The organism is Mycolicibacterium pallens, assembly GCF_019456675.1.
Classification (GTDB): domain Bacteria; phylum Actinomycetota; class Actinomycetes; order Mycobacteriales; family Mycobacteriaceae; genus Mycobacterium; species Mycobacterium crocinum.
On the sequence record NZ_CP080333.1, the window covers coordinates 2775994 to 2800863 of the forward strand.

Annotated in this window: 21 protein-coding genes; 11 read left to right on the forward strand and 10 right to left on the reverse strand. The window is 67.0% G+C overall.

Translation table 11 applies throughout. From position 1 onward, the window contains the following. The first annotated feature begins 59 nt into the window (after positions 1-59). Entirely contained in the window at positions 60-461 is a 402-nt protein-coding gene (locus K0O64_RS13625) for a MarR family winged helix-turn-helix transcriptional regulator (protein WP_225933747.1), read from the forward strand. On the opposite strand, the gene K0O64_RS13630 is transcribed toward K0O64_RS13625, so the two are convergent. Beyond that, complete coding sequence (locus K0O64_RS13630; RefSeq protein ID WP_071945092.1) at positions 447-884, reverse strand: PPOX class F420-dependent oxidoreductase; 438 nt, start codon at positions 882-884, stop codon at positions 447-449. The two genes, K0O64_RS13625 and K0O64_RS13630, sit on opposite strands and share 15 nt — an antisense overlap. 59 nt (positions 885-943) lie before the next feature. Between K0O64_RS13630 and K0O64_RS13635 the strand changes: the two genes are divergently transcribed. Together K0O64_RS13635 and K0O64_RS13640 are read left to right on the forward strand one after the other, a co-directional pair. Continuing rightward, complete coding sequence (locus tag K0O64_RS13635) at positions 944-1327, forward strand: MerR family transcriptional regulator (RefSeq protein WP_096312852.1); 384 nt, start codon at positions 944-946, stop codon at positions 1325-1327. Positions 1328-1337: 10 nt separating this feature from the next. Further along, positions 1338-1733, forward strand: coding sequence for an SRPBCC family protein (locus K0O64_RS13640; RefSeq protein WP_096312853.1), 396 nt, complete (start codon positions 1338-1340; stop codon positions 1731-1733). On the opposite strand, the gene K0O64_RS13645 is transcribed toward K0O64_RS13640, so the two are convergent. From K0O64_RS13645 to K0O64_RS13655, 3 genes are all read right to left on the reverse strand, one after another. Further along, the gene (locus K0O64_RS13645; protein WP_071945090.1) at positions 1730-1921 is read right to left on the reverse strand and encodes a hypothetical protein; all 192 of its coding nucleotides are present in this window, start codon (positions 1919-1921) and stop codon (positions 1730-1732) included. The genes K0O64_RS13640 and K0O64_RS13645 overlap by 4 nt on opposite strands. A 35-nt stretch (positions 1922-1956) precedes the next feature. Further along, positions 1957-3519 carry an MFS transporter gene (locus K0O64_RS13650; RefSeq protein ID WP_225933710.1) on the reverse strand — a complete coding sequence of 521 codons (1563 nt, stop codon included), beginning with the start codon at positions 3517-3519 and terminating at the stop codon, positions 1957-1959. Positions 3520-3594: 75 nt separating this feature from the next. After that, a complete protein-coding gene (locus K0O64_RS13655) occupies positions 3595-4206 on the reverse strand; it encodes a TetR/AcrR family transcriptional regulator (RefSeq protein WP_096311392.1) in 612 nt (203 codons plus the stop codon). A 100-nt stretch (positions 4207-4306) separates the two neighbouring features. Here K0O64_RS13655 and K0O64_RS13660 point away from each other — a divergent pair, with 100 nt between their 5' ends. The 7 genes from K0O64_RS13660 to ilvA all read left to right on the forward strand — a co-directional run bounded on the left by K0O64_RS13660 (position 4307) and on the right by ilvA (position 15697). Continuing rightward, complete coding sequence (locus K0O64_RS13660; RefSeq protein WP_096311393.1) at positions 4307-8104, forward strand: bifunctional nitrate reductase/sulfite reductase flavoprotein subunit alpha; 3798 nt, start codon at positions 4307-4309, stop codon at positions 8102-8104. A gap of 94 nt (positions 8105-8198) precedes the next feature. Further along, entirely contained in the window at positions 8199-9650 is a 1452-nt protein-coding gene (locus tag K0O64_RS13665; RefSeq protein WP_096311394.1) for an MFS transporter, read from the forward strand. Further along, on the forward strand, positions 9647-12169 hold the full coding sequence (gene nirB / locus K0O64_RS13670) for a nitrite reductase large subunit NirB (protein WP_071945081.1): 2523 nt from the start codon (positions 9647-9649) through the stop codon (positions 12167-12169). Before K0O64_RS13665 ends, nirB begins: the two co-directional genes overlap by 4 nt. A gap of 49 nt (positions 12170-12218) precedes the next feature. Continuing rightward, entirely contained in the window at positions 12219-12584 is a 366-nt protein-coding gene (gene nirD, locus K0O64_RS13675) for a nitrite reductase small subunit NirD (protein ID WP_071945079.1), read from the forward strand. After that, positions 12556-13701 carry a uroporphyrinogen-III synthase gene (locus tag K0O64_RS13680; protein ID WP_071945077.1) on the forward strand — a complete coding sequence of 382 codons (1146 nt, stop codon included), beginning with the start codon at positions 12556-12558 and terminating at the stop codon, positions 13699-13701. The genes nirD and K0O64_RS13680 overlap by 29 nt, the downstream gene beginning before the upstream one ends. After that, complete coding sequence (locus K0O64_RS13685) at positions 13698-14375, forward strand: sirohydrochlorin chelatase (protein WP_096311395.1); 678 nt, start codon at positions 13698-13700, stop codon at positions 14373-14375. Before K0O64_RS13680 ends, K0O64_RS13685 begins: the two co-directional genes overlap by 4 nt. Positions 14376-14404: 29 nt before the next feature. Then, complete coding sequence (gene ilvA, locus K0O64_RS13690) at positions 14405-15697, forward strand: threonine ammonia-lyase IlvA (protein WP_096311396.1); 1293 nt, start codon at positions 14405-14407, stop codon at positions 15695-15697. A 3-nt stretch (positions 15698-15700) separates the two neighbouring features. Here the strand turns inward: ilvA and K0O64_RS13695 are convergent, their stop codons facing one another. From K0O64_RS13695 to K0O64_RS13705, 3 genes are all read right to left on the reverse strand, one after another. Next, on the reverse strand, positions 15701-16096 hold the full coding sequence (locus K0O64_RS13695) for a type II toxin-antitoxin system VapC family toxin (protein WP_217353569.1): 396 nt from the start codon (positions 16094-16096) through the stop codon (positions 15701-15703). Next, positions 16096-16362 (reverse strand): type II toxin-antitoxin system Phd/YefM family antitoxin, encoded by a 267-nt coding sequence (locus K0O64_RS13700; RefSeq protein WP_217353570.1) that lies wholly within the window; start codon positions 16360-16362, stop codon positions 16096-16098. The genes K0O64_RS13695 and K0O64_RS13700 overlap by 1 nt, the downstream gene beginning before the upstream one ends. A 487-nt stretch (positions 16363-16849) precedes the next feature. Next, positions 16850-17683 carry a helix-turn-helix transcriptional regulator gene (locus K0O64_RS13705; protein ID WP_096311400.1) on the reverse strand — a complete coding sequence of 278 codons (834 nt, stop codon included), beginning with the start codon at positions 17681-17683 and terminating at the stop codon, positions 16850-16852. A gap of 127 nt (positions 17684-17810) precedes the next feature. On the opposite strand from K0O64_RS13705, the gene K0O64_RS13710 reads away from it, so the two are divergent. Then, the gene (locus tag K0O64_RS13710; RefSeq protein ID WP_096311401.1) at positions 17811-18659 is read left to right on the forward strand and encodes an oxidoreductase; all 849 of its coding nucleotides are present in this window, start codon (positions 17811-17813) and stop codon (positions 18657-18659) included. Here the strand turns inward: K0O64_RS13710 and treZ are convergent. The 3 genes from treZ to glgX are packed head-to-tail and all read right to left on the reverse strand — an operon-like array spanning position 18656 to position 24838. Further along, positions 18656-20380, reverse strand: coding sequence for a malto-oligosyltrehalose trehalohydrolase (gene treZ / locus K0O64_RS13715; protein WP_096311402.1), 1725 nt, complete (start codon positions 20378-20380; stop codon positions 18656-18658). The genes K0O64_RS13710 and treZ overlap by 4 nt on opposite strands. Next, a complete protein-coding gene (gene treY, locus K0O64_RS13720) occupies positions 20373-22676 on the reverse strand; it encodes a malto-oligosyltrehalose synthase (RefSeq protein WP_096311403.1) in 2304 nt (767 codons plus the stop codon). The genes treZ and treY overlap by 8 nt, the downstream gene beginning before the upstream one ends. Positions 22677-22693: 17 nt before the next feature. After that, on the reverse strand, positions 22694-24838 hold the full coding sequence (glgX, locus tag K0O64_RS13725; RefSeq protein WP_096311404.1) for a glycogen debranching protein GlgX: 2145 nt from the start codon (positions 24836-24838) through the stop codon (positions 22694-22696). Between the last annotated feature and the right edge of the window lie 32 nt (positions 24839-24870).

Consider the following 24870-nt stretch of genomic DNA (forward strand, 5'->3'; position numbering starts at 1 on the left):
TGGCACACTTCTCTGTCGTGGCGAAACGATCGGTCTCCGGGGTGAATTGGCAGCCCACTGTGCCGGCCCTGGTGCACATGCTGGCCGCCAGTGGCGGTCCGGGCCTGCGCGCGGCATTCGCGGCGGCGGGCCTCGACGGCTTGCGCCCCGCGCAGGCGGTGGCCCTTGTGCCACTGGCCGGGGGCGCGCTGCACGCGTCGGATCTGGCCGATCGGCTGCGCGTCAGCAGGCAAGCGGTAGCGCAGGCGATCCGCGCTTTGGAGGCACACGGGTATGTCGAGCGATCGCCCGACAATGCCGACGCGCGTGCGCTGCTGATCACGCTGACGTCGCGCGGGCGGGGAGCCCTACGCGTCATGCGTGCTAATTCCCTTGCAGTCGAGGCGCATTGGGAGAAGGTTTTGGGACGACAGCGCCTGACCGACCTGCGCGAGACCGTGCGGTTGTTACTCGAGGCCTAGCTGTACCCGCACGATCGCGCTGCCCGGCCAGAGGTTCGGATTGCGCATGCGCTGCCACTTCTCCCGCCACGGCAAGGCGGCGTCGACGTTGTTGACACCGGGCAGCGGCAACAGCGGCACCAGGTTGTACTGCCAGCCATACCGCTTGTGCAGCAGCCGATTCGCCACTTCGGCCTCGCCGCCTGACAGCAGGGTGGCCTGCCCGGCGAACGTGGGCGCGGAGTCGGGGACGCGGCCCTTGTAGTCGCACACCCGCAGTTCCACGCGCGGGTTGTTGGTGATCCGCGTGGTCTTGGGTCCGAGCTTGGTGCGGAAGACCAGGGTGTCGCCGTCGAGGTGGAACCAGATCGGGGTGTCGACACCGCGGCCGTCGCGGCGGTAGGTGCGCAATAGGGCGTACCGGCTGGCGTGCAGAGAATCCATACCGCACAGTCAATGACTTAGAGTTGACTCCAAGTCAAGCTCTGCCGCGGAGGATGGCCATGACCACTGCACTGACCATCGGCGATGTCGCACGACGCGCGGACATCGCGCCGACGACGCTGCGCTACTACGAGAAGATCGGGCTGCTGTCCGCGCCGTCGCGAGCCGGCGGGCAGCGCCGCTACGACGACGCCGTCTTGACCAGACTCGAGGTCATCGGGTTGTGCAAGGCGGCCGGATTCGCGCTCGACGAGATCGCCGTGTTGCTGCACGACGACGCCCCCGGGCGGCCAACCAGCCGGGCGCTGGCCGAGGCCAAGCTCGCCGACATCGATGCGCAGATGGCGACCCTGGCCCGAGCCCGCGGAATCATCGAATGGGCGCTGAAGTGCACGTGTCCATCGATCGACACCTGCACGTGCGGGATTCACTGCCCTCAGTAACGTGGAATCCATGGAGTCCCAGCACATCAGCGCGTGGATCAACCGTGGCGCTGCCGACGTGTACCGGTACGCATCCGATCCGGCCAATCTGCCGCAGTGGGCGGCCGGCCTGGCCCGAAGCGAGGTGACCCGCGTCGGCGACACGTGGGTCGCGCAGTCGCCGATGGGGGAGATCACCATCGAGTTCACCCCGGCCAACGACCTGGGTGTGCTCGACCATGTGGTGAATCTGCCGTCGGGCGAGCCGGTGTTCAACCCGCTGCGAGTGGTCCAGGCCGGAGATCACTGGTGCGAGGTGGTGTTCACTTTGCGGCGCAGACCGGACATGACCGACGACGACTATGCCGCCGATGCGGCGGCGGTGACGGCCGACCTGGCGACGTTGAAGCGGGTGCTGGAGCGTTAGTGCTTGCGGCGAATGCCGAACGCCAGCCACACAGAAGTGGAGATGCCGGCGGCCATCAGCACGGCGGGCGCTGGATTCATCGTGACAACGCCGACCACGGCGAAGACAATCATGCCGAGCAGTAACGCGACGAGCTTGTAGCGCGGCCACGGAACGCCCGCGATCTGCACCTGATCCAAGCTCGTCATGGCACGACTATACCTCGATTTCGGGTGACCGAAACCTAGGATTCGGGTAACGACGTTCTCGGGTGCGCCGGAAGTACTGCCAGCACGAATACCGCCCCCACCACGCAGACCACGGCTGCCGTCAGGCACCCGGCCTGCAACCCCGCGAGGAATGCGTTGTCGACGGCACTGCGTACCGCGGCAGCGAACGGCGGCGGCGCCTGACCCGCTACCGCCAGCCCCTGGGCCAGACCCTCGCGGGCTGTCGACTGAGCGCCCGCCGGCATCGCGCCGAGGGCCTGGCTGTCGGCCAGATGCCGGATGTAGAGCGTGGAGAAGATGCTCCCGATAACCGCGACGCCGAGGGTGCCGCCGACCTGCCGGGTGGCGTCGTTGACCGCCGAGCCGGCACCGGCCTGCTCGGGGCGCACCACGCCCATGATCGAGTCGGTGGCCGGTGCTGTCGTCAGGCCCAGGCCGCCGCCCAACAGCACCATCTGCATCGCCATCGTCGGGTAGGTGATCGCCAAGTCACTGGCCGCGATCCAGCCGAAGGACGCGGCCAGCAACAGAAGGCCAACGAAGACAACGACTTTGGTGCCGACTCGGGTCACCGCCAGTCGGGTTCCGATGATCGAACCGACAGCGATGGACAGGGCGACGGGCAGGATGCGCACCCCGGTCTCCAGCGGGCTGTTGCCCTGCAGCAGCTGCATGAACTGGGTGATCAGGAAGATGAACCCGAACAACGCGAAGAACGCCACGGTCACCGCGCCACTGGCCGCGCTGAACCGCAGATTGGTGAACAGGGTGACGTCGATCAGCGGATCGGATTGCCGGCGCTCCCACCAGGCGAAGCTCACCGCAGCGACCAGCGCGACGGCGAAGCCGGCCAGCGTGGGCGCACTGGCCCAGCCGCGGTCGGGCGCTTCGATGATCGTGTAGACCAGCGCGCCGAGCATGATGACCGACAACACGAGCCCGCCGCGATCGAGCCGGTGCTCCCGACCGGGATTCGAGGCCGGGATGACGATCGGGGCGGCCAGCGCGGCGACCAGTGCGATCGGTGCCAGCGCGAGAAACAAACTGCCCCACCAGTACACCTCCAGCAGGGCGCCGCCGAGAATGGGCCCGAGTGCGACGCCCAGGCCGGTGACCGCGCCCCACACGCCGATGGCGGCCGCGCGTTGACGCGGCTCCCGGAAGGTATCGGTGATGATGGCCAGCGTGGTGGGGAAGATCAGCGCCGAGGCGACTCCCATCACCAGCCGCATCGCGATCAGCGGACCGGTGGATGTACACAGCGCGGCGCCAATGCTGCTGAGCGCGAACAGGATCAGGCCGCTGATCAGCGTGCCGCGCCGGCCGAACCGGTCGCCGATGGTGCCGCCGGCCAACACCAGGGCGGCGAACGCCAGGTTGTAGGCGTCGACGATCCATTGCAGCGCTTTGGTCGAGGCGCCGAGCGCCGAATTCAGTGTCGGCAGAGCGACATTGACGATTGTGGTCTCGACGTTGATCGCCAGGGCGGCGACCAGGACGACCGCGAGGATCGCGAGGGGCCGGCCTCGACGTGCTGTGTTGGCCGACGTCGGGGGTGGCTGGATGTCGACGGACACGGGCGCGGCCCTTCATGTTGACGGCGATAACATGCTCGAGCATGCCAGGCCAAAGTTGACGCTGTCAACATCCCGCTAGTGCAGGCTCTCGCCGAATGTGTCCAGGATGCGCTCGGTGATCAGGTGCTGGCGGTCGGTTCCCGCCATCCCCAACGGGCCGTCCAGGAACAGGGTCGCCGCACCGTGTACGGCGGACCAGGCGGCCTCGTCGAAGCCATCCCGGCGCGTGGGGTCGAGCATGCCCGCCGCCACAAGGTCGTCGATGCAGCCGCGCAGGATCTGGAACGGATGCCGGTCGGCGGGCACCGTCTCTTCGTTCGGTTCGGTGCCGTCCGGGGCAAACGCGGTGCGGAACAGACCCGGTTCGGCGACGGCGAAATCGATGTAGGCCTGGCCGGTGGCACGGAACCGTGCCAGCGCCCGGTCTCTCGGCGGACCGTCCTCGCCAACCTGCTCCACCGCCTCGGCCATCGCCGCACCCAACTGGGCCATGACATCGGCTTTCACCGCGGCAAGCAGCGCCCGCCGGTCGGCGTAGTGCCGGTAGGCGGCCGAATTGCTCACCCCGGCCAGGCGCTGGACGTCGCGCAGCACCACCGCATCCGGGCCACCTGCCCGGGCCAGCGCCACACCGTGGTCGAGCAGCGCTTGTCGGAGGTTGCCATGGTGGTAGGAGGCGGTCGCCATGTTGACAAGTGTTACATCGTCGGGCGAGTTCTCACACGAGCGCCGCCGGCGATGTGAGGCCGCTTTATTGTCGCGATAACGCGTCGCGGCATCTTCCGTAATGTGCCCTCGGCAGTCTGGCGCCGTGGGTGTCGGAAATGACTGCGCTGACCACGTCCGCACCGCATGCTCGTATTGCGGTGTGGGGTGTGGCATCGAGGTGCGCACCAAATCCGGCCTCGGAGGTCCGGTCATCGCCAGTGTCGTCGGTGACCGGCTTCATCCCACCAACGGCGGCCGGTTGTGCACGAAGGGCGCCACACACGCCGAATTGATGGGCAACCCCGACGGCCGCGCGATGAATGCCCTGATTCGTCCCGCCCGCGGAGAGGAATTCAACGCCGCATCCGTCGATGACGCCGTCGCGGCCGTGGGCGCCAGGCTTGCCGACATCGCGGATCGCCACGGCCCGGACTCGATCGCCCTGTACGTGTCCGGCCAGATGTCGCTCGAGGCCCAGTATCTCGCGACGAAACTGGCCAAGGGTTTCATCCGCACCGTCAACATCGAATCGAACTCGCGGCTGTGCATGGCCAGTGCGGCAACGGGATACAAACAATCGCTCGGCGCTGACGGCCCGCCGGGTTCCTACGACGACTTCGACTGCGCTGACTTGTTCTTCGTCATCGGCGCCAATATGGCCGACTGCCATCCGATCCTGTTCTTGCGGATGGCCGACCGGCTGCGGGCCGGCGCCAAGCTGATCGTTGTCGACCCGCGGCGCACCGCCACCGCGGAGAAGGCCGACCTGTACCTTCAACTGCGGCCCGGCACCGATCTCGCGCTGCTCAACGGTCTGCTGCATCTGCTGGTGGAATCCGGCGATATCGACGCGGATTTCATCGCGGCGCACACCGAGGGCTGGGCGGCGATGCCGGAATTCCTCGCTGACTATTCGCCTGCGCGGGTCGCCGAACTCACCGGTCTGGCCGAGGCCGATATCCGCACCGCGGCAACGATGATCGGTCAAGCCGGCGAATGGATGTCGTTGTGGACGATGGGGCTCAACCAGAGCACCCATGGCACCTGGAACACCAACGCCATTTGCAATCTGCACCTCGCCACCGGCGCCATCTGCCGGACGGGTAGCGGCCCGCTGTCGTTGACGGGCCAGCCCAACGCGATGGGCGGGCGCGAAATGGGTTACCTGGGGCCCGGATTGCCCGGTCAGCGCTCCGTGGTCTCGGCTGCGGACCGGTCGTTCGTCGAGTCGATGTGGGGCCTGGAACCGGGGACGATCCGCACCGAGGTGAATCGCGGCACCGTCGACATGTTTTCCCAGATGGCCTCTCGCGACATCAAGGCCTGCTGGATTATCTGCACCAATCCGGTGGCCTCGGTGCCTAACCGAGCCGGCGTGATCGCCGGGCTCGAGGCCGCTGAATTCGTCGTCACGCAGGACGCGTATACCGATACCGCCACCAACCGCTATGCCGACGTGGTGTTGCCTGCGGCGCTGTGGGCGGAGTCCGACGGTGTGATGGTCAACTCCGAGCGCAACCTGACCCTGGTGCAGCGTTGTGTTTCGCCAGCCGGACAATCCCGGCCCGATTGGCAGCTGATCTGCCAGGTCGCCGCCGCAATGGGGTTTGGTGCGCACTTCGACTATCGGTCCAGTGAAGAGATCTTCGACGAGATCAAGGGGTTCGCCAATCCCCAGACCGGCTACGACATTCGCGGCATCAGTTATGAGCGGTTGCGGGAGGCACCGGTGCAGTGGCCATGCGCGCCCGGCGACACCGAGAATCGCCACCCGATCCGCTACCTCGACGACGGGGTACTGAAGTTCGCCACCCCGTCGGGCCGCGCCGTGTTCCACGCCCGGCCGCACATGGAACCGCGCGAATGCCCCGACGACGAATTCCCGTTGGTGCTCAACACCGGTCGGCTGCCGCACCAATGGCACACCATGACCAAGACCGGTCGGGTCGCCAAGCTCACTCGCCTGGACAACGGACCGTTCGTGGAGGTCCATCCCGCCGACGCCGCAGCCCTCGACATCCTCGACGGCCAGCCTGTGGAGGTGTCGTCGCGGCGCGGCCGCGCCGTGCTGCCCGCCGTCGTCACCGAGCGGGTCCGGCCGGGGACGTGTTTTGCGCCGTTTCACTGGAACGACGAACACGGCGACGATGTCACGGTCAACGCCGTGACCAGCGACGCGGTCGATCAGCAGTCTCTGCAGCCGGAATTGAAGGTGTGCGCGGTGCGTCTGCACCCCCTCGATATGACTCCTGTTCGGGCGCAGTCTGACCGGCGGGCACTGTCGGGCGGACCCGTCGTGCTGTGGGCCTCGCAGACCGGGAACGCCGAGGATCTGGCCGCCCGGTTGGTGGACGAATTCGCGGCCAACGGTGTCGAGGCCGATCTGGCGTCGATGGCCGATGTCGACCCAGCCGAACTCGACTGTGTCCGAGATGTATTCGTGGTGACGAGCACATTCGGTGACGGCGGGCCGCCGGACAACGGCGTCACGTTCTGGGACCGGTTACGGGCACCCGACGCACCGGCGCTGCCCGGCGTCCGGTTTGCAGTGCTGGGTATCGGCGACCGCTCCTACGGCCAGTTCTGTGGACACGCCCGCGCAGTGGATGCCCGGCTGGCCGAGCTGGGTGGGCGCCGGGTCGTCGACCGCAGCGACTGTGAGATCCACGACGAGGTGGCGGTCGGGCAGTGGACCCGCCGGATCGTCCGGCTCATCAATCCGACTGCAACAGTGGAGGTTCCGATCGCCACCGCGCCCAAACGGTTCACCCGCGCCGACCCCATCCATGCCAAGCTGAGCCGCAACGTCCGGCTCACGCCCGTGTCGGCGGCCAAGGAGGTGCGGGAGTTCGGCTTCGACATCTCCGAGCATGGGGTCGGCTACTCCGTCGGCGACTCGCTCGGCGTGATGCCGATCAACGATGACGACGATGTGTCGGAATGGTTGTCGGTCACCGGTTTACCGGGTGACGAGGTGGTCGAGGTCGACGGTGTGGACTGCACGCTGCGTGAAGCGCTGACGACCCGTTACGACATTTGCCGGCTCACCCCGAACCTGGTGAGCTTCCTCGCCGACGCCGCCACCGACAAGGCGACCGTCAGACACCTGCGCGGCGCACTGGAGAACTTGGACACCTGGCGCCTGGGGCGCAACGGAATCGACGTGATCCGCAGCTTCGGGGTGCGGGCCGATACCCGGCAATGGCAGGACGCGCTCGTGCGACTGACGCCACGGTCCTATTCGATCTCGTCGAGCCCGCTGATCAGCCCGGAAGAAGTGCAGCTGACGGTGTCGGTGGTGCGCTACGAGGGACCGCACGGCGCCCGGCGCGGGGGAGTGTGTTCGACGTATCTGGCCGATCGTGCCGCCGATGCGGCCACGCCGATCTTCCTTCAGCACTCACCGCATTTCCGTCCGCCGCACGATCCGTACGCACCGGTCGTGATGATCGGTGCGGGCACCGGCATCGCGCCGTTCCGTGGCTTCCTGCAGGAGCGCCGCGCGTTGGGCCACTCCGGCCGCAACTGGCTGTTCTTCGGTGATCAGCACCGCGCCGAGAACTTCTACTACCGCGACGATCTCACCGAGATGGTGTCCGACGGGTTCCTGAGCCGACTCGATCTGGCGTTCTCCCGCGACCAGGCCAAGCGAATCTACGTACAGAACAAGATGATCGACAACGGTGCGCTGCTGTGGAGCTGGCTTCAGGACGGCGCACACCTGTACGTGTGCGGCGACGCGACCGGTATGGCCACCGGTGTGGACGCCGCGCTGAGCACGATCATCGCGACCCATGGGCGCTTGAGTGCCGAGGCCACCCACGATTACAAGCGGGAACTCGTTGCGACCAAGCGCTATTTGCGCGACGTGTACTGACCTCACGGCGGCGTCCGCGCCAAAGTGAGAAGGTTGTGACACTGCGATCACGGCGTGCAGCGAAGGCGCAACAATGAATTCCTACCGTGAATGCATGCAGACTTCACCCACCCGCAGTGGCTACGACATCGACGACTGGGATGCCGAAGACGTCGAAGCCTGGAACAACGGCGGCGCGAAAATCGCACGCCGCAACCTGATCTGGTCGATTTTCGCCGAGCACGTCGGCTTCTCGGTGTGGTCCATCTGGTCGGTGATGGTGCTGTTCATGCCGCAGGGCGTGTACCACATCGACGCGGCAGGCAAGTTCTTCCTCGTGGCCGTGCCGACCCTGGTGGGCGCCCTGCTGCGGATCCCGTACACGTTCGCCACTGCCCACTTCGGCGGTCGCAACTGGACGATCTTCTCGGCGCTGGCGCTGTTGGTCCCGACGGTGCTGACGCTGTATTTCATGGCACACCCGGGCACGTCGTACACGACGTTCCTGATCGTGGCCGCCTTCGCCGGGCTGGGCGGCGGCAACTTCGCCTCCTCGATGACCAACATCAACGCCTTCTATCCGCAGCGGTACAAGGGCTGGGCGCTGGGACTCAACGCCGGTGGCGGAAACATCGGCGTTGCTGTGATCCAGATCGTCGGGCTGCTGGTCATCGCGAGCGTGGGCAACCGGTCACCGCATCTGGTCTGCGCCGTCTACCTGGTGCTCACCGCATTGGCCGCCGTCGGCGCAGCGATGTTCATGAACAACCTGACCAACCAGCGCAGCGACGCGCGCTCGCTGATCGACGTTGCGGCACATCGGGATTCGTGGCTGATCTCGCTGCTGTACATCGGTACCTTCGGCTCGTTCATCGGGTTCGGCTTCGCCTTCGGTCAGGTACTGCAGATCAACTTCCTGGCCGGGCTGGCCCACGGTGGACCCGTGACCCCGGCGATGACCGCGCAGGCATCGCTGCACGCCGCCCAGATCGCGTTCATCGGACCAGTTCTCGGCTCCCTGTCGCGCCCGCTCGGCGGCTGGCTGTCGGACCGGTTCGGCGGCGGCAAGGTCACCCTCTACACGTTCTTCGCGATGATCGCCGCCGCCATGTGGCTGGTCGCCGCGGGTGAGATCGATGACGCGACGCCCGGGCCGGCATCCGGTGCCACCATGGCCGCGTTCATCGCCGGATTCATCATGTTGTTCGTCCTGTCCGGAATGGGAAACGGCTCGGTCTACAAGATGATCCCGTCGATCTTCGAGGCCAAGTCGAAGAGCCGTGATCTCGGCACGGCCGAGCGCAGCGCGTGGTCACTGCGGATGTCCGGCGCGCTGATCGGAATCGCCGGTGCGATCGGCGGACTCGGCGGGGTCGGGGTGAACATCGCCCTGCGGGCGTCGTATCTGTCCCCGGCGAAGTCCGCGACCATGGCGTTCTGGGTGTTCCTCGGCTTCTACGTGCTGTGCGCGGCGATCACCTGGGTGGCCTACGTCCGCACACCCAAGAGGGCCGCTGTCATCACGTCCGACAACCCCGCGGTCGACAGCGCCGCAGCCGTCGCATGAGCCCCGCGAGCCGGACCGTCGTGGTCGTCGGACACGGTATGGTCGGCCACCGGTTCGTCGAGGCACTGCGGGATCGCGACCGCGACGGGATCTGGCGGGTGGTCGTGCTGTGTGAGGAGCCCACGGCGGCATACGACCGGGTCGGGTTGTCGTCCTATATCGACGGCTGGGACCGCACGACACTGGCCCTGCCCGGAAATGATTATGCCGGAGACGATCTGGTCGATCTGCGGATCGGCGAGCCGGCCGTCGCGATCGAACGCGACACCCGTGAGGTCGTCACCTCGGCGGGCGAGCGCATCGGTTACGACGCGGTTGTGCTGGCGACCGGCTCGTACCCGTTCGTTCCGCCGATTCCCGGTAGTGACTCCGACCGCTGCTTCGTCTACCGGACGCTGGAAGACCTCGACGCCATCCGCGCGGCCGCTGCCACGGCCCGGCCCGGGGCGACCGGCATCGTCGTCGGCGGTGGTCTGTTGGGGCTGGAAGCGGCCAACGCGCTGCGCCTGCTGGGCCTCACGCCGCATGTGCTGGAACGGTCGCCGAGGCTGATGCCGATCCAGGTGGACGACGGCGGCGGTGCGCTGCTGAACCGGTTGATCACCGATCTCGGCATCGTCGTGCACACCGACGTCGCGTCCACCGAGATCGTCGAGAGCGCCGACGGGATCACGGTGTCGCTGTCCAACGGTGAGCGGCTCGACGGGGCGATGCTGGTGTTCTCCGCAGGCGTGCGCCCGCGCGACGAACTGGCCCGGACAAGCGGGCTTCCGATCGCCGAACGGGGCGGGGTGCTGACCGACATCAGTTGCGCGACCGATGATCCGCGGGTGTACGCCATCGGTGAGGTCGCCGCCGTGGAAGGCCGCTGCTACGGGCTGGTGGCGCCGGGCTACACCATGGCCGAGGTGGTGGCCGACCGGCTGGTCGGCGGCGCTGCCGAATTCCCGGGTGCCGACCTGTCCACCAAACTCAAGCTCCTCGGCGTCGACGTCGCGAGCTTCGGCGATGCCCATGCCAGCACACCCGGGGCGCTGGAAGTCGTGCTCAACGATGCCGTCAACCAGACCTACGCCAAACTCGTTGTTTCCGACGATGTTTCGACGCTGCTGGGTGGAGTCCTGGTCGGCGACGCGACCGCGTACGCCACCCTGCGCCCGCTGGTCGGCCGCCCGCTGCCTGCCGACCCGGCCACGCTGATCTCGCCGGCCGGCGCCGAGGTCGGTGTGGGCGCACTTCCGGACGAGGCGCAGATCTGCTCGTGCAACGCGGTGTCCAAAGCCGCCATCTGCGGAGCCATCGCTGACGGCGCACACGACGTGCCGGCGATCAAATGTGCCACCGCCGCCGGAACATCCTGCGGCAGTTGCATTCCCATGCTCAAGCGAATGCTCGAGTCGCAGGGCGTGGCCATGTCCAAGGCGCTGTGCGAACATTTCGCGCAGTCCCGCGCGGAGCTATTCCAGATCGTCGCGTCGACCGGTATCCGCACGTTCTCGAAACTGATCGCCGAGCATGGGACCGGGACCGGCTGCGACATCTGCAAGCCGGTGGTGGCCTCGATTCTGGCGTCCACGTCGTCGGACCACATTCTCGACGACCAGACGGCCGCGCTGCAGGACACCAACGACCACTTCCTGGCCAACATCCAGCGCAACGGCACGTATTCGGTGGTGCCGCGGCTGCCTGGTGGTGAGGTCACCCCTGAACAGCTGATGGTGATCGCGCAGGTGGCTCGCGATTTCGACCTCTACACCAAGATCACCGGCGGCCAGCGCATCGACCTGTTCGGCGCCCGCGTCGAACAGCTGCCGCAGATCTGGAAGCGGTTGGTCGATGCCGGCATGGAATCGGGTCACGCCTACGGCAAGTCGCTGCGCACCGTCAAGAGTTGTGTCGGCTCGTCGTGGTGCCGCTACGGCGTGCAGGACTCGGTGGCAATGGCCGTCGAGCTCGAATTGCGCTATCGCGGACTGCGTTCACCCCACAAAATCAAAATGGGTGTCTCCGGGTGTCAACGAGAATGCGCTGAGGCGCGTGGTAAGGACGTCGGGGTGATCGCCACCGAGAAGGGCTGGAATCTCTACGTCGGTGGCAACGGTGGCGCCACTCCGAAACATGCGCAGCTGCTGGCCGGCGACCTCGATTCCGACACCCTGGTCCGCTACATCGACCGCTATCTGATGTTCTACATCCGCACCGCAGACCGCTTGCAGCGCACCGCTGTTTGGCAGGAGACCATCGAGGGTGGGCTTGATCACATCCGCGACGTGGTGTGTGCGGACGCGTTGGGCATCGCCGCCGACCTCGACGACGCGATGGCCCGACATATTGAGGGCTACTCCGACGAGTGGGCGGGTGTGCTGAACGACCAGGAAAAACTGGCCCGTTTCGTGTCGTTCGTCAATGCCCCCGACGAGTCGGACCCGACGGTCGCGTTCGACGAAAGTGGCCCCCGCAAGGTGCCGCTACTGCTGGGCATGCCCGGCAGCGTCAACGTGGCCGAAAGCCGAACGTAACAGCCGCGAAACACGACCCCTCTATCAAGGTTCTTGGAGGCTTCAAACCATGACAGTTCTTGCGGATGCCCGGGTCGGACTCGACCTCGATGTGTGGACCACCGCCTGCCCGCGTAGCGCACTGCTGCCCGGTCGCGGCGTCGCGGTGCTGCTGCCCGGCGGCGAGCAGGCCGCGTTGTTCCTACTGGCCGACGGCACACTGGCCGCGGTCGGCAATATCGACCCGTTCGGCCGCGCCGCGGTGATGTCGCGCGGATTGGTCGGGGATCGGCGTGGCGAGCCAACCGTGGCGTCGCCGTTGCTCAAGCAGGTGTTCTCCCTGGTCGACGGTCGGTGCCTCGACGACGAGTCACACGCACTGCCGGTCTACGACGTCAGGGTGGTCGATGGATTCGTCGAGATCAGAAGTCGCTGACCCGCTGGCGGGCTTCACCGTCGGGGTCACCGCCGCGCGCCGGGCCGAAGAACTCATCACGCTCTTGGAGCGTCGCGGTGCCGCGGTCGTTCACGCGCCGACGATCCGGATCGTGCCGCTGGTCGACGATGTCGAACTGCACCGGGTGACCGAACAGCTCATCGCCGAACCACCCGACCTGGTGGTGGTGACCACCGGTATCGGGTTCCGCGGCTGGGTCGAGGCCGCCCACGGCTGGGACGTGCACGACGGGTTGCTCGCGGCACTGGGGTCGACGCGCATCCTGGCCCGTGGCCCGAAGGCCCGTGGCGCGGTTCGCCAGGCCGGGTTGTGCGAGGAGTGGAGCCCGGAGTCGGAATCGTCGGTGGAAGTGCTGGAACGGCTGCTGTCCGAGGGCGTGGACCAACTGCGCATCGCGGTGCAACTGCATGGCGCCGCCAGCGAATGGGAACCCGACACCGACATCTGCGACGCGCTGACCCGGGCCGGAGCCCAGGTGGTCCGGGTGCCGGTGTACCGCTGGGAACAGCCCGACGACACCCGGCGCATCGACCAGCTGATCTCGATGATTGTCAATTCCGACGTCGACGCGGTGAGCTTCACCAGCGCGCCCGCTGTCGCTTCTCTGCTGGAACGCGCGAAAGCCATTGGCGCACTGGACTGTCTGGTCCACGCACTTCGCCACAACGTGGCGGTGTTTTGCGTCGGCCCGGTGACGGCTAGCCCCCTGGCCCGGCTCGGCGTCGAACCGCGCTCACCGCAGCGTTATCGGCTGGGCGCCCTGGCCCGCCTGATCACCGAGGAATTGCCCGGTCTGGCAAAACAATTGAGCGCAGGAGGTCACCGCATCAGCGTCCGCAGCGCCAGCGTCGAGGTCGACGGCCAGCTCAAGGTGCTGCCCCCGGCGGCCATGGCCCTGCTTCGCCGGCTGCTGGTGGCGCCCGGCCTGGTGGTGTCCCGAGAGGAACTTCTCGCCGAACTGCCCGGCGGCGGTGAGGACACCCACGCGGTGGAGACCGCGATGGCGCGGCTGCGTTCGGCGCTGGCCGCCCCGCGGGTGGTCCAGACCGTCGTCAAGCGCGGTTACCGACTCGCGGTGGATGTGGAGGCGTCATGACATCCGAACTGATCCTGGTCGCCCACGGCACCCGAAATCAGCTGGGGCTGAACACGATCACCGAGATCGCGTCGGCGGTCGCCGACCATGTCGGCCCGGTGCGTACCGCGTTCGTCGACGTGCTCGGACCCAATCCTCGTGAGGTGCTGGCCGATTCGACGGCACCAGCGATCGTCGTTCCGGCCTTCCTGGCGTCGGGCTATCACGTCAACACCGACCTCCCGGCTCGGGTCGCCGAAAGCGGACACCCGAGCGTGACGATCACCCCGGCCTTGGGACCCGATCCGGTGCTGGCCGAGATCATGCACACCCGGCTGCTCGAGGTGGGTTGGTCACCCGGCGACGCGGTGGTGATGGCCGCTGCCGGCTCCTCGGATCCGGCGGCCCGGCGCGAACTGGTCGAGGCCGCCTCGCTGTTGGCCGACAGGGTGGGTGAGGTGCATCTCGGGTTCGTCGCCACCGGTGCGCCGACCGTCGCGGATCTCGTGGGCCGGATCCGCTCTCGGGGGCGGCGGGTGTTCATCGCGTCCTACCTGCTGGCGCCCGGGGTGTTCCACACCAAGCTGGCCGGTTGCGGCGCACAGGCGGCGACCGAGCCGCTCGGCGCACACCCCGAGCTCGTGGCGCTGCTGGCGCGCCGTTTCACCGCGCGCATCGGCATAACGATTCACTGATTTGGGGCCCACGGTGGCACCATTGATCGGTGTCCGCTGAACTGAGCCATGATTCTCGAAGGACGCCGCTGAGCCCACCTATTTCAGCGGCCGACATCGATGAGGCCGGTCAGCGAATTTCGGACGTGGTCAGCCAGAGCCCGCTGCAGTACAGCGACCGGCTTTCGCAGGCCACCGGCGCCGACGTCTACCTTAAGCGCGAGGACTTGCAGAGCGTGCGGTCCTACAAGCTGCGGGGTGCCTACAACCTGCTCAAGCAGCTCTCCGAGGCCGAACTGTCCGCCGGGGTCGTCTGCTCGTCGGCCGGTAACCACGCGCAGGGCTTCGCGCTGGCCTGCCGGCTGATGGGAGTGCACGGCCGGGTGTATGTGCCGGCCAAGACGCCGAAGCAGAAGCGCGACCGGATTCGCTACCACGGCGGCGAGTTCATCGACCTGATCGTCGGCGGGGCCACCTACGACCTGGCTGCCGCGGCCGCCCTCGACGACGTCGCCCGCACGGGCGCCACCCTGGTCCCGCCGTTCGACGATCCGCGCACGATGGCCGGGCAGGGCACCATCGCCATGGAGATCCTCGCCCAGCTCGACACCGAGCCGGATCTGGTGGTCGTGCCGGTCGGCGGCGGCGGGTGCATTGCCGGCATCACCACCTACCTGGCTGAGCGGACCACCAACACCGCGGTGTTGGGCGTCGAGCCCGCCGGCGCCGCATCGATGATCGCGGCGCTGGCCGCGGGTGGCCCGGTCGACCTCGAGCAGGTCGACCAGTTCGTCGACGGCGCAGCAGTGAAGCGGATCGGGGCACTGCCGTATCAGGCACTGGCCGCGGCCGGCGACATGGTGTCGGTGACGACGGTCGACGAGGGCGCGGTCTGCACGGCGATGCTCGACCTCTACCAGAACGAGGGCATCATCGCCGAGCCCGCCGGGGCGCTGTCGGTGGCCGGGCTGCTGGAGGCCGGCGTGGAACCGGGGTCGACGGTGGTGTGCCTGATCTCCGGCGGCAACAACGACGTGTCGCGCTACGGCGAGGTGCTCGAGCGGTCGCTGGTGCACCTCGGGCTCAAGCACTATTTCCTGGTCGACTTCCCGCAGGAGCCGGGCGCACTGCGCCGGTTCCTCGACGAGATCCTCGGGCCGAACGACGACATCACCCTGTTCGAGTACGTCAAGCGCAACAACCGCGAGACCGGTGAGGCGCTGGTCGGTATCGAGCTCGGCTCGGCCGCGGGCCTGGACGGGCTGCGGGCGCGCATGGATGCCTCCGGCCTGCATGTGGAGCCGCTGGAGCCGGGTTCACCGGCGTACCGGTATCTGACCTAAGCGTTATTGCGGGGTCGCGACTGTGACGCCTACGGCCTCGGCGGCCGCGGCAAGCCGGAGGTCGTATGTGACAAGGCTCCGCAACGCAGGCGCGGTACGCGCGGCCGCCAAGTGGATCGCGTCCAGCGTCCTCAGCTCGGGCGGTCCGATTGTGCCGGCTTCGTCGAGCAGCCGGGTAGTCATTGCAACCAAGTCGAGTCGGCCCAGCAGTCGGTGAGCTTGTGCGGCAAGCTCATACGAGCCGCTGCGCCGGACTGCCCTGAGCAGCTCGGTACGCGACAGTGCCGCGGTGAACCGGACATCGTCGGGATACTGTGTCAAATACGTTCGTAGTGCTGGTGTTTCGGGCTCGAGGACCACGAGTTTCATCAAAGCGGAGGTGTCGAGGTAAACCTGCATCAACGCTCGTGGTCCCGAAGTCGACGCAAGGATTCTGATGCGTCGAAACCGTAGTCCCGCGCCGGTTCGTCGAGCAGATTCAGGCGCGACGGAGCCGGTAGCACCTCGCCGCGCACAATCAGGTCGTCCCAGGTTCCCTCACCAGCGGGCACCAGCATGGCTACCAGTCGCCCACGCACGGTGATTTCGATGGATTCGCCGCCGGCTGCTCGGTCGACATACTGGCTCGCATGCTGGCGCAGCTCTCGCAGCCCGATGCGCTCCATGTAGCACATGGTAGCACTTAAAGCGGTAGGAGACTTCGATCGTTCGCCCGGAAAAGAGCTTCTAGGGATACGTTCTGTTCGCGGGCAATGTGGGCTATTACCTCCGACCATCGCCGATCCTCAGCGCTGATGCCGTCGGACCCCGGTCTGGTCAGCAGCATCGCCAAAGTGCTTCCGGGAGCGGACTCCCGAGCAATCATCATCATTCCTGCGAGCAATTCGCTGAGCACGGCACGGTCGGGGGCACGTCCGATAGGCATCTGGGTCAGCGTCTTGATCATCCGCCGGTCTGGTCCGACGATGCCGATCCACAGCAGTCTCTCGCCGAATCCGAGCGGCCCCATCAACGCCCGCCACCGCTCGCGCAGGTCTGCAGGCGAATGAATGGGGTCGGTCGCGGTCTCCGTCGGGGGGATCGGTAGTAAGTCCGTCATACCGCCGTATGGTGCACCGTCTTGTGCCGCGGGGAATTCCGCTATCCACAGCCTTACTCCGCCGCGTCCCGCCTGCTCAGCTCCGCCAGCTTGGCCGCCGACGGCGAGCCGACATCGGCGGTGTAGAGGATGACGCGCAGATCGGGATCGGTTGGTGGAACGAGTGTTTCGTAGTTGAGCGTCATGGTTCCGACTTTGTCGTGCCGATACCGCTTTGGGCCGTGGGTGTGCTGGAACACCCGGTAGTCCGCCCAGCACTTCGCAAAGTCGTCGGAGCGCGCTGACACATCGTTGACCAGTTCAGCCACGAGCTTGTCCTCGGCGTCGCGGCCGGCGGCCAGACGCAAGATAGCCACCAGCTGGGCGGCGATCTCCGGCCAATCGGGATACACCTGGCGGGCTTTAGGATTGAGGAACATCCACCGGATCATGTTGCGTTCGGCGACCGGCATCGCGTCGAAGTCGTCGAACAACAGCACCGCCATCCGGTTGACCGCGAGCACTTCAAGGCGAGGGCCGTAGAGCATCGCCGGCGTCGGATCCAACGCATGGATCATCGATCTCAGCGCAGCTCGGGCACGAATCGGCGCGGCGACCGACCCGTCGGCTTTGGCCGGCCGAACCAACTCGATCAGGTGCTTGCGCTCCACGTCGTCCAGCCGCAGCGCGTCGGCCACGGCGGTGAGCACGGAGTCGGAGACGTTGCGGGCACGCCCCTGTTCCAAACGCGCGTAGTAGTCGGCGCTGACGCCGGCGAGCATGGCGAGTTCCTCGCGGCGCAACCCGCTCACCCGCCGCCCGCTCCCGGCGCGGAGACCGACGTCGGCGGGGGACAACCGGGCACGACGTGACGTCAGAAATTCCCGCAGCTCTCCCGCCGAACCCATGGTCCCCATTATCGGCATGTGAAACCAGGACTGGCAGTCCTAGGAACAGCAGGGCGCGATAACCGCGATGAACGCGCCGCCGGCCGCGTTGAGTCTGACGTAGCCAACCTTGACGAAAGGACACCCCATGACTGTCTGGTTCATCACCGGCGCCTCGCGCGGATTCGGCCTCGAGATTGCCAAGGTCGCACTCGAACGCGGTGACAGCGTCGTCGCCTCCGCCCGCAACCCGCAGGCCGTGCTGGACGCACTGCCAACCGCGGGGGACCGGCTGCTCGCCGTGGAACTCGACGTTCATCGCCCCGAGCAGATCACTGCCGCCGTTGCGTCGGCGATCTCCAGGTTCGGCCGGATCGATGCGCTGGTGAACAACGCCGGCCGCGGACTGGTCGGCGCCATCGAGGAGACCTCCGATGCCGAGGCGCGGGCCGCCTTCGACGTCAACGTGTTCGGTCTGCTGGCCGTCACCCGAGAGGTGTTGCCGCACATGCGGGATCAACGGTGTGGCACCGTCATCAACATCTCGTCGGTCGGCGGTGTCGTGGCCTGGGCGGGGTGGGGCATCTACAGCGCGACGAAATTCGCGTTGGAGGGCCTGTCGGAGGCCATGCGGCTCGAGCTGGCGCCGCTGGGGATCACGGTGGTCGCCGTGGAACCGGGTCCGTTCCGGACCGACTTCCTCGACGGCAGCAGTCTGCACATCGCCGAGAAGGAGATCGACGACTACGAGGCCAGTGGTGGCGCGGCTCGCGTGTGGGCCACCGACAACAATCAGGCGCAGGCTGGTGACCCACGCAAGGCCGCCGAGATCATCGTGGACCTGGCAGGCCGTGACGACCTGCCCGAACGGATCCAGCTGGGCGCCAACGCGGTCGAGAGCATCGCCGCCAAGCTCGAACAGACCAGCCGTGATCTCGAGGCCTGGAAAGGCATCGCCTTGTCCGCGGACTTCGAGCAGAAACCCGCGCAGACCTAGGCCGCGCGCGTCACCACCACCGAGTGGCCCGGCAACGCGGTGCCGTGGGCGCCGACGTCGGGATCGCCCCAGGCCAGCACGACCTCACCGGTCACCGGCACGCTGACCGGCTGCTCGCTGAGGTTGCAGGCGATCGCGATGCGGCCGCGCCGCAACACGATCCAGCGTTCGTCCTCGTCGTAGTCGACCACCAGATGCGCCAGCCACGGATCGGCCATGTCCGGCTCGTCGCGGCGCAACGCGATCAGCCCCCGGTAGAACGCCAGCAGCTCGGCGTGCCTGCCCTCGTCGACCTCGTCCCACTTCAGCTTCGAGCGGAGGAAGGTCTGCGGGTCCTGCGGGTCGGGGATGTCGTCGGCATCCCAGCCGTGGTCGGCGAATTCGGCCTTGCGACCCTCCGCGGTCGCCTTGGCCAGCTCGGGTTCGGTGTGCGAGCTGAAGAACTGGAACGGGCTTGACGCCGCCCATTCCTCACCCATGAAAAGCATTGCCGTGTAGGGGGATCCGAGCGCCAGCGCGGCTTTGATGGCGAGCTGGCCGTAGTCGAGGTTCTGCGAAGGCCGGTCACCGGTGGCGCGATTGCCGACCTGGTCGTGGGTGCAGGTGTACGCCGTCAACCGGGTCGCCGGGATCAGCGTCTTGTCCAGCGGCCTGCCATGTCTGCGATGCCGGAACGAGGAGTAGGTACCCGCGTGGAAGTAGCCGTTCTGCAGGGTGGTCGCCAGCGCGGCCATCGAGCCGAAATCGGCGTAATAGCCCTGCCGCTCACCGGACACCGCGGTGTGGATGGCGTGATGGATGTCGTCGTCCCACTGCGCGGTCAGACCGTACCCGCCGCGGTCGCGAGGTGTGATCAGCCGTGGATCGTTGAGGTCGCTCTCGGCGATCAGTGACAGCGGACGGCCCAGAACCGCTGAGAGAGCGTCGGTTTCGGCCGCCATCTCCTCGAGAATGTGAATCGCGGTGTTGTCGACCAGCGCGTGCACCGCATCCAGGCGAAGGCCGTCGGCGTGGAAGTCGCGCATCCAGCGCAGCGCGCAGTCGATGATGTAACGCCGCACCTCGTCGGCATCCGGGCCCGCGAGGTTGATGCCTTCGCCCCACGGGTTGCTCACCGACGACAGGTACGGCCCGTATTTCGGCAGATAGTTGCCCGACGGGCCGAGGTGGTTGAACACCGCATCGATCAGCACCCCGAGTCCGCGGTTGTGCGCGGCGTCGATGAGGCGCACCAAACCGTCTGGGCCGCCATAGGGTTCGTGGACCGCGTACCACAGCACCCCGTCGTATCCCCAGCCGTGGTCGCCGTTGAAGGCGTTGACGGGCATCAGCTGGACGAAGTCGACGCCGAGATCCACCAGGTAGTCCAGCTTCTCGATCGCGGCCTCGAACGTGCCGGCCGGCGTGAACGTGCCGGTGTGCAATTCGTAGATCACCGCGCCCTCGATCGAGCGGCCCGCCCACTGCCGATCTGACCACTGTGCTGCCGAGGCGTCCCACAGCTGTGACCGCTCGTGCACTCCGTCGGGCTGGCGCGGCGAGCGCGGATCGGGCAGTACCGCCGGGTCGTCATCGAGGACGAATCCGTACCGGGCGTCCGAGGCCGAGTCGACGTCGGCACGCCACCACCCGTCGTCGTCGACGGTCATGTCATGCAGCGCTCCGTCGACCTCGACGCGCACCAGTTTGGGAAGCGGTGCCCACACCGCGAATTCAGGCATCTGATCTCTCCAACAGGACGACGGGAAGCTCCGCGAACAGGTCACCGGCCGGTGTCGGCCCGCTCCAGCGCGCACCCGTCAGCCGGTCGGTCCACACCCCCTCCGGCAGCGGCAAAACCGTGTCGCCCCAGCCGTCATGGTGCAGGCGGACGGTCCAGCGGGTGACCGCGACCAGCACGTCGACGCCTCGTTGGAACGCCACGATATGGGGTGCGGCCACGCCGGTGGCGAGCACCGGGCGGTAGTCGCCGGACAGGAATGTCTCCGGACGGTCACGCCGGGCCTGCAGCGCGGCGTGCACCACGCGAATCTTGCTGTGCGACAGGCGCTCCAATTCGGCACTGCGCTTCGAGTAGTCGACCGGCCTGCGGTTGTCGGGGTCGACGAGGCTGTCTTCCCACAGCTCCGTGCCCTGATAGACGTCGGGGATGCCGGGGACCGTCAGCGCCAGCAGCTTCTGGCCGAGGGCATCGCTGTGTGCGTGCGGCTTGAGCTGGACCACCACGCCGGTCATCTCGGTGGCCACCGGACCGTCCAGAATCGCGTCGACCCAGGCGTGCACGCCGTCCTCGAACTCGGTGTCCGGATCGTTCCATGAGGTGTGCCAGCCGGCTTCGCGAATCGCCTTCTCGGTGTAGGCATGCAGGCGGGTGCGCAGCTCGTCGGTGATCAGCCCGTCGGCCGGCCACACGCCGAAGATGTTCTGCAGCAGGAACAACGCCGTCGCGGCGTCCGGTGCCGGTGTACTGGTCTGCCAGCTGCCCACGAACTCCGCCCACAGCGACGGCACCTGCGACAGCACCCCGATGCGTGCCCGCACGTCCTCGCCGCGTTTGGTGTCGTGGGTGGACAGAGTGGTCATCGACTTCGGCCACAGCCGCCCGCGGACCGCCGCACTGCGATGGAACTCGGCTGCGCTGACGCCGAACCGCTCCGGCTCGCCACCGACCTCGTTGAGCGACACCAGCCGCGCATCACGATAGAAGTAGCAGTCCTCGACCGACTTCGCTGTCATCGCCCCGCACAGCTGCTGCAGCCGCGCACCGGGCTCAGCTGAGTCACTCGCCAGCGCCGCCGAGACGAGCTCCAGAGGCTCGGCCAGCTCGGGGTGGGCGGCGACGGTGTGCGCGATCGCGGTAGACAGCACCGCCGACAGGTTGAGGTAATCCGACCGGTACACACCGACATGTGTCAGCAGGGCCGCCACCGCGTCCGGCAGCTGCGGGTGGTCGGCGCCCACCGCCGCCACGATCGAGCGGCGCAGTCGGGCCAGCTCGCTGGCTAGAGTTTCGGTTGCCGCACCGATCTTCAACTGCCGCAGCAGTTCCGGCGCCCCGGCGTAGTCGAAGCCGTTGGCGTCGACCAGTTCGGTCAGCGCCTCGGCGCCGGTCGGGTCGACGAAAATTCCGCCCACCTCGCGCAGTACGTCGTAACCTGTGGTGCCGTCGATGGGCAGCGACGGGTCCAGCGGCTCGTCGACGCCGAGGATCTTCTCGATCACGATCCAGGCCTGCGGCCCGGTCAGTTCGCGCAGCCAGCGCAGGTAGCCCGTCGGGTCGGTCAGACCGTCGGGATGATCGATGCGCACACCGTCGACCAGGCCCTCGGTGAACCAGCGGGCCACCTCGGCGTGGGATTTCTCGAACACCACCCGGTCCTCCTGGCGCAGACCCGCCAGCGACGTGATCGAGAAGAACCTGCGGTAGCCGCACACCCCGTTGCGCCAGCCGATCAGCTTGTAGGCCTGGCGATCGTGCACTTCGGCCCCGGACCCGTCACCGGTGCCGGGCGCGATCGGGAACGCCAGGTCGCCGAGCCGCAGCACGTCGCCGTCCACCGTCAGGTCCGCGACGTCACCGTCAGAACCCAAGACCGGCAACAGGATTCGGCCCTCCGGGTCGGCCGACCAATCGATGTCGAAGTACGTCGCGTACGGCGACTCCCGCCCGTGCTTGAGTACATCCCACCACCACGGGTTGCGCTGCGGCTGGTCCACTCCGACGTGGTTGGGAACGATGTCGATCACCAGTCCCAGCCCGCGCGCCTTGGCCGCCTCGGCGAGCCGGGCCAACCCGTCGGCCCCACCCAGCTCCTCGGACACCGTCGTCGGGTCGGTGACGTCGTAGCCGTGTGTGGACCCCGGCGCCGCGGTCAGGATGGGGGACAGGTAGAGGTGCGAGACGCCGAGTGAGTCGAAATAGTCGAGGAGTTTCTCGGCATCGGCGAAAGTGAACGCGTCGCCCGCCGAAGCGCCACGCAGTTGCAGGCGGTAGGTGGACAGCACCGGGTAAGCCATAGCTGAGCCTGTTCCCGCTAGGCAGTCTTTTGAAGCACCAAAACCGAGCGAGATGGAACACTGATCGTTTCGCCCGCTTTCACCACCACGTCCGTGGTGCCGGTGGCGGCCGAGGTGTCCAGAACGGCGCTCCACGCCTGCGCGTATTCACTGTCGGGAACGGTGAACTCTATTGCCTTCTTGTGGGCGTTGAAGCACAGCAGAAACGAGTCGTCGACCACCCGCTCCCCGCGCGCGTTCGGTTCCGGGATTGCTTCGCCGTTGAGGAACACGCCTACGAACTTGAAGCCGGAAACCCAGTCGTCGTGCGTCATCTCCGTGCCCGCGGTGGTCAACCAGGCGATGTCGCGGACCTGATCGCCGGTGCGCAGCGGCTCACCGTCAAAGAACCGGCGCCGGCGAAACACCGGATGCGCCTTGCGCAGTGCGGTCACCTTCTTGGTGAACTCCAGCAGGTCTGCGTTGGTCTCGGTGAGACTCCAGTCCATCCACGACAGTGCCGAATCCTGGCAGTAGACATTGTTGTTGCCCTGCTGGGTGCGGCCTATCTCGTCGCCGTGCGCGATCATCGGGGTGCCCTGCGAGAGCATCAGGGTGACCAGGATGTTGCGCATCTGCTGATGCCGCAGCGCCAGGATCTCGGGGTCGTCGGTGGGCCCCTCCACACCGCAGTTCCACGACCGGTTGTGACTTTCGCCGTCGCGGTTGTCTTCACCGTTGGCTTCGTTGTGTTTCTCGTTGTAGGACACCAGATCGGCCAGCGTGAAGCCGTCGTGGCAGGTGACGAAGTTGATACTCGCGCTCGGCCGGCGGCCCGTCGCCTCGTACAGATCCGACGACCCGGTCAGCCGGGAAGCGAACTCACCCAGCGTGGCGGGCTCTCCGCGCCAGTAGTCGCGAACGGTGTCGCGGTACTTGCCGTTCCACTCGGTCCATAGCCCCGGAAAGTTGCCGACCTGGTAGCCGCCCTCGCCGACGTCCCACGGCTCGGCGATCAACTTGACCTGGCTGATGACCGGGTCCTGCTGCACCAGGTCGAAAAACGCGGAAAGCCGGTCGACGTCGTAGAACTCCCGCGCCAGGGTCGAGGCCAGATCGAAGCGGAACCCGTCGACGTGCATCTCCAGCACCCAGTACCGCAGCGAGTCCATGATCAGCTGCAGGGTGTGCGGATGCCGGGCATTGAGACTGTTGCCGGTGCCGGTGAAGTCCTTGTAGAAGCGCTTGTCGTCATCGAGCAGCCGGTAGTAGGCGGCATTGTCGATACCGCGGAAGTTGACCGTCGGGCCCAGGTGGTTGCCTTCGGCGGTGTGGTTGTAGACGACGTCGAGGATCACCTCGATGCCCGCGTCGTGGAACGAGCGCACCATCGTCTTGAACTCGGCCACCGCGCCCCCGGCGTGCTGGTTGGCCGCGTACTGGTAGTGCGGGGCGAAGAAGCCGAAAGTGTTGTAGCCCCAGTAGTTTCGCAGTCCGAGGTCCAGCAGACGGTGGTCGTGCATGAACTGGTGCACCGGCATCAACTCGATGGCCGTCACGTTCAGATTCTTGAGGTGCTCGATGATCACCGGGTGTCCCAGCCCGGCATACGTGCCGCGCAGCTCCTCGGGAATGCCCGGGTGCGTCTGGGTCATGCCCTTGACGTGCGCCTCGTAGATGATCGTCTCGTGGTACGGCGTCCGCGGCGGATGGTCGGAACCCCATTGGAAGAACGGGTTGATCACCACGCTGGTCATGGTGTGGCCGAGTGAGTCGACCATCGGTGGGGTTCCACCGGACGCCAAATCTTCGGCGCCGAGGTCATAGGAATACAGCGCCTGCCCGAAGTCGAAGTCGCCGTGGAACGACTTGCCGTAGGGGTCGAGCAGAAGCTTGCTGGGGTCGCATCGGTGGCCGGCCGCGGGATCCCACGGGCCGTGCACCCGGAAGCCGTAACGCTGCCCGGGAGTGATCGTCGGCAGGTAGGCATGCCACACGAAACCGTCGACTTCGTCGAGCTCGATGCGGGTCTCGGTGCCGTCTTTGGCGATCAGGCAGAGCTCGACGGAGTCGGCGACCTCGGAGAACACCGAGAAATTCGTGCCCGCGCCGTCATAGGTGGCCCCAAGCGGGTACGGAGTGCCCGGCCACACTGTGACCAGCGCAGGTTCGCTCGACGCCATGTTCAAACCTTATCGACGTGGCGCGCATGATG

Coding starts and splice junctions, on each gene's coding strand:
- K0O64_RS13630 (WP_071945092.1), bottom strand. CDS start 884: ATGGATTCTCTGCACGCCAGCCGGTACGCCCTATTGCGCACCTACCGC.
- K0O64_RS13635 (WP_096312852.1), top strand. CDS start 944: ATGACCACTGCACTGACCATCGGCGATGTCGCACGACGCGCGGACATC.
- K0O64_RS13640 (WP_096312853.1), top strand. CDS start 1,338: ATGGAGTCCCAGCACATCAGCGCGTGGATCAACCGTGGCGCTGCCGAC.
- K0O64_RS13645 (WP_071945090.1), bottom strand. CDS start 1,921: ATGACGAGCTTGGATCAGGTGCAGATCGCGGGCGTTCCGTGGCCGCGC.
- K0O64_RS13655 (WP_096311392.1), bottom strand. CDS start 4,206: ATGGCGACCGCCTCCTACCACCATGGCAACCTCCGACAAGCGCTGCTC.
- K0O64_RS13660 (WP_096311393.1), top strand. CDS start 4,307: ATGTGCCCTCGGCAGTCTGGCGCCGTGGGTGTCGGAAATGACTGCGCT.
- K0O64_RS13665 (WP_096311394.1), top strand. CDS start 8,199: ATGCAGACTTCACCCACCCGCAGTGGCTACGACATCGACGACTGGGAT.
- nirB (WP_071945081.1), top strand. CDS start 9,647: ATGAGCCCCGCGAGCCGGACCGTCGTGGTCGTCGGACACGGTATGGTC.
- nirD (WP_071945079.1), top strand. CDS start 12,219: ATGACAGTTCTTGCGGATGCCCGGGTCGGACTCGACCTCGATGTGTGG.
- K0O64_RS13680 (WP_071945077.1), top strand. CDS start 12,556: ATGGATTCGTCGAGATCAGAAGTCGCTGACCCGCTGGCGGGCTTCACC.
- K0O64_RS13685 (WP_096311395.1), top strand. CDS start 13,698: ATGACATCCGAACTGATCCTGGTCGCCCACGGCACCCGAAATCAGCTG.
- K0O64_RS13695 (WP_217353569.1), bottom strand. CDS start 16,096: ATGCAGGTTTACCTCGACACCTCCGCTTTGATGAAACTCGTGGTCCTC.
- K0O64_RS13700 (WP_217353570.1), bottom strand. CDS start 16,362: ATGGAGCGCATCGGGCTGCGAGAGCTGCGCCAGCATGCGAGCCAGTAT.
- K0O64_RS13705 (WP_096311400.1), bottom strand. CDS start 17,683: ATGGGTTCGGCGGGAGAGCTGCGGGAATTTCTGACGTCACGTCGTGCC.
- K0O64_RS13710 (WP_096311401.1), top strand. CDS start 17,811: ATGACTGTCTGGTTCATCACCGGCGCCTCGCGCGGATTCGGCCTCGAG.
- treZ (WP_096311402.1), bottom strand. CDS start 20,380: ATGCCTGAATTCGCGGTGTGGGCACCGCTTCCCAAACTGGTGCGCGTC.
- treY (WP_096311403.1), bottom strand. CDS start 22,676: ATGGCTTACCCGGTGCTGTCCACCTACCGCCTGCAACTGCGTGGCGCT.
- glgX (WP_096311404.1), bottom strand. CDS start 24,838: ATGGCGTCGAGCGAACCTGCGCTGGTCACAGTGTGGCCGGGCACTCCG.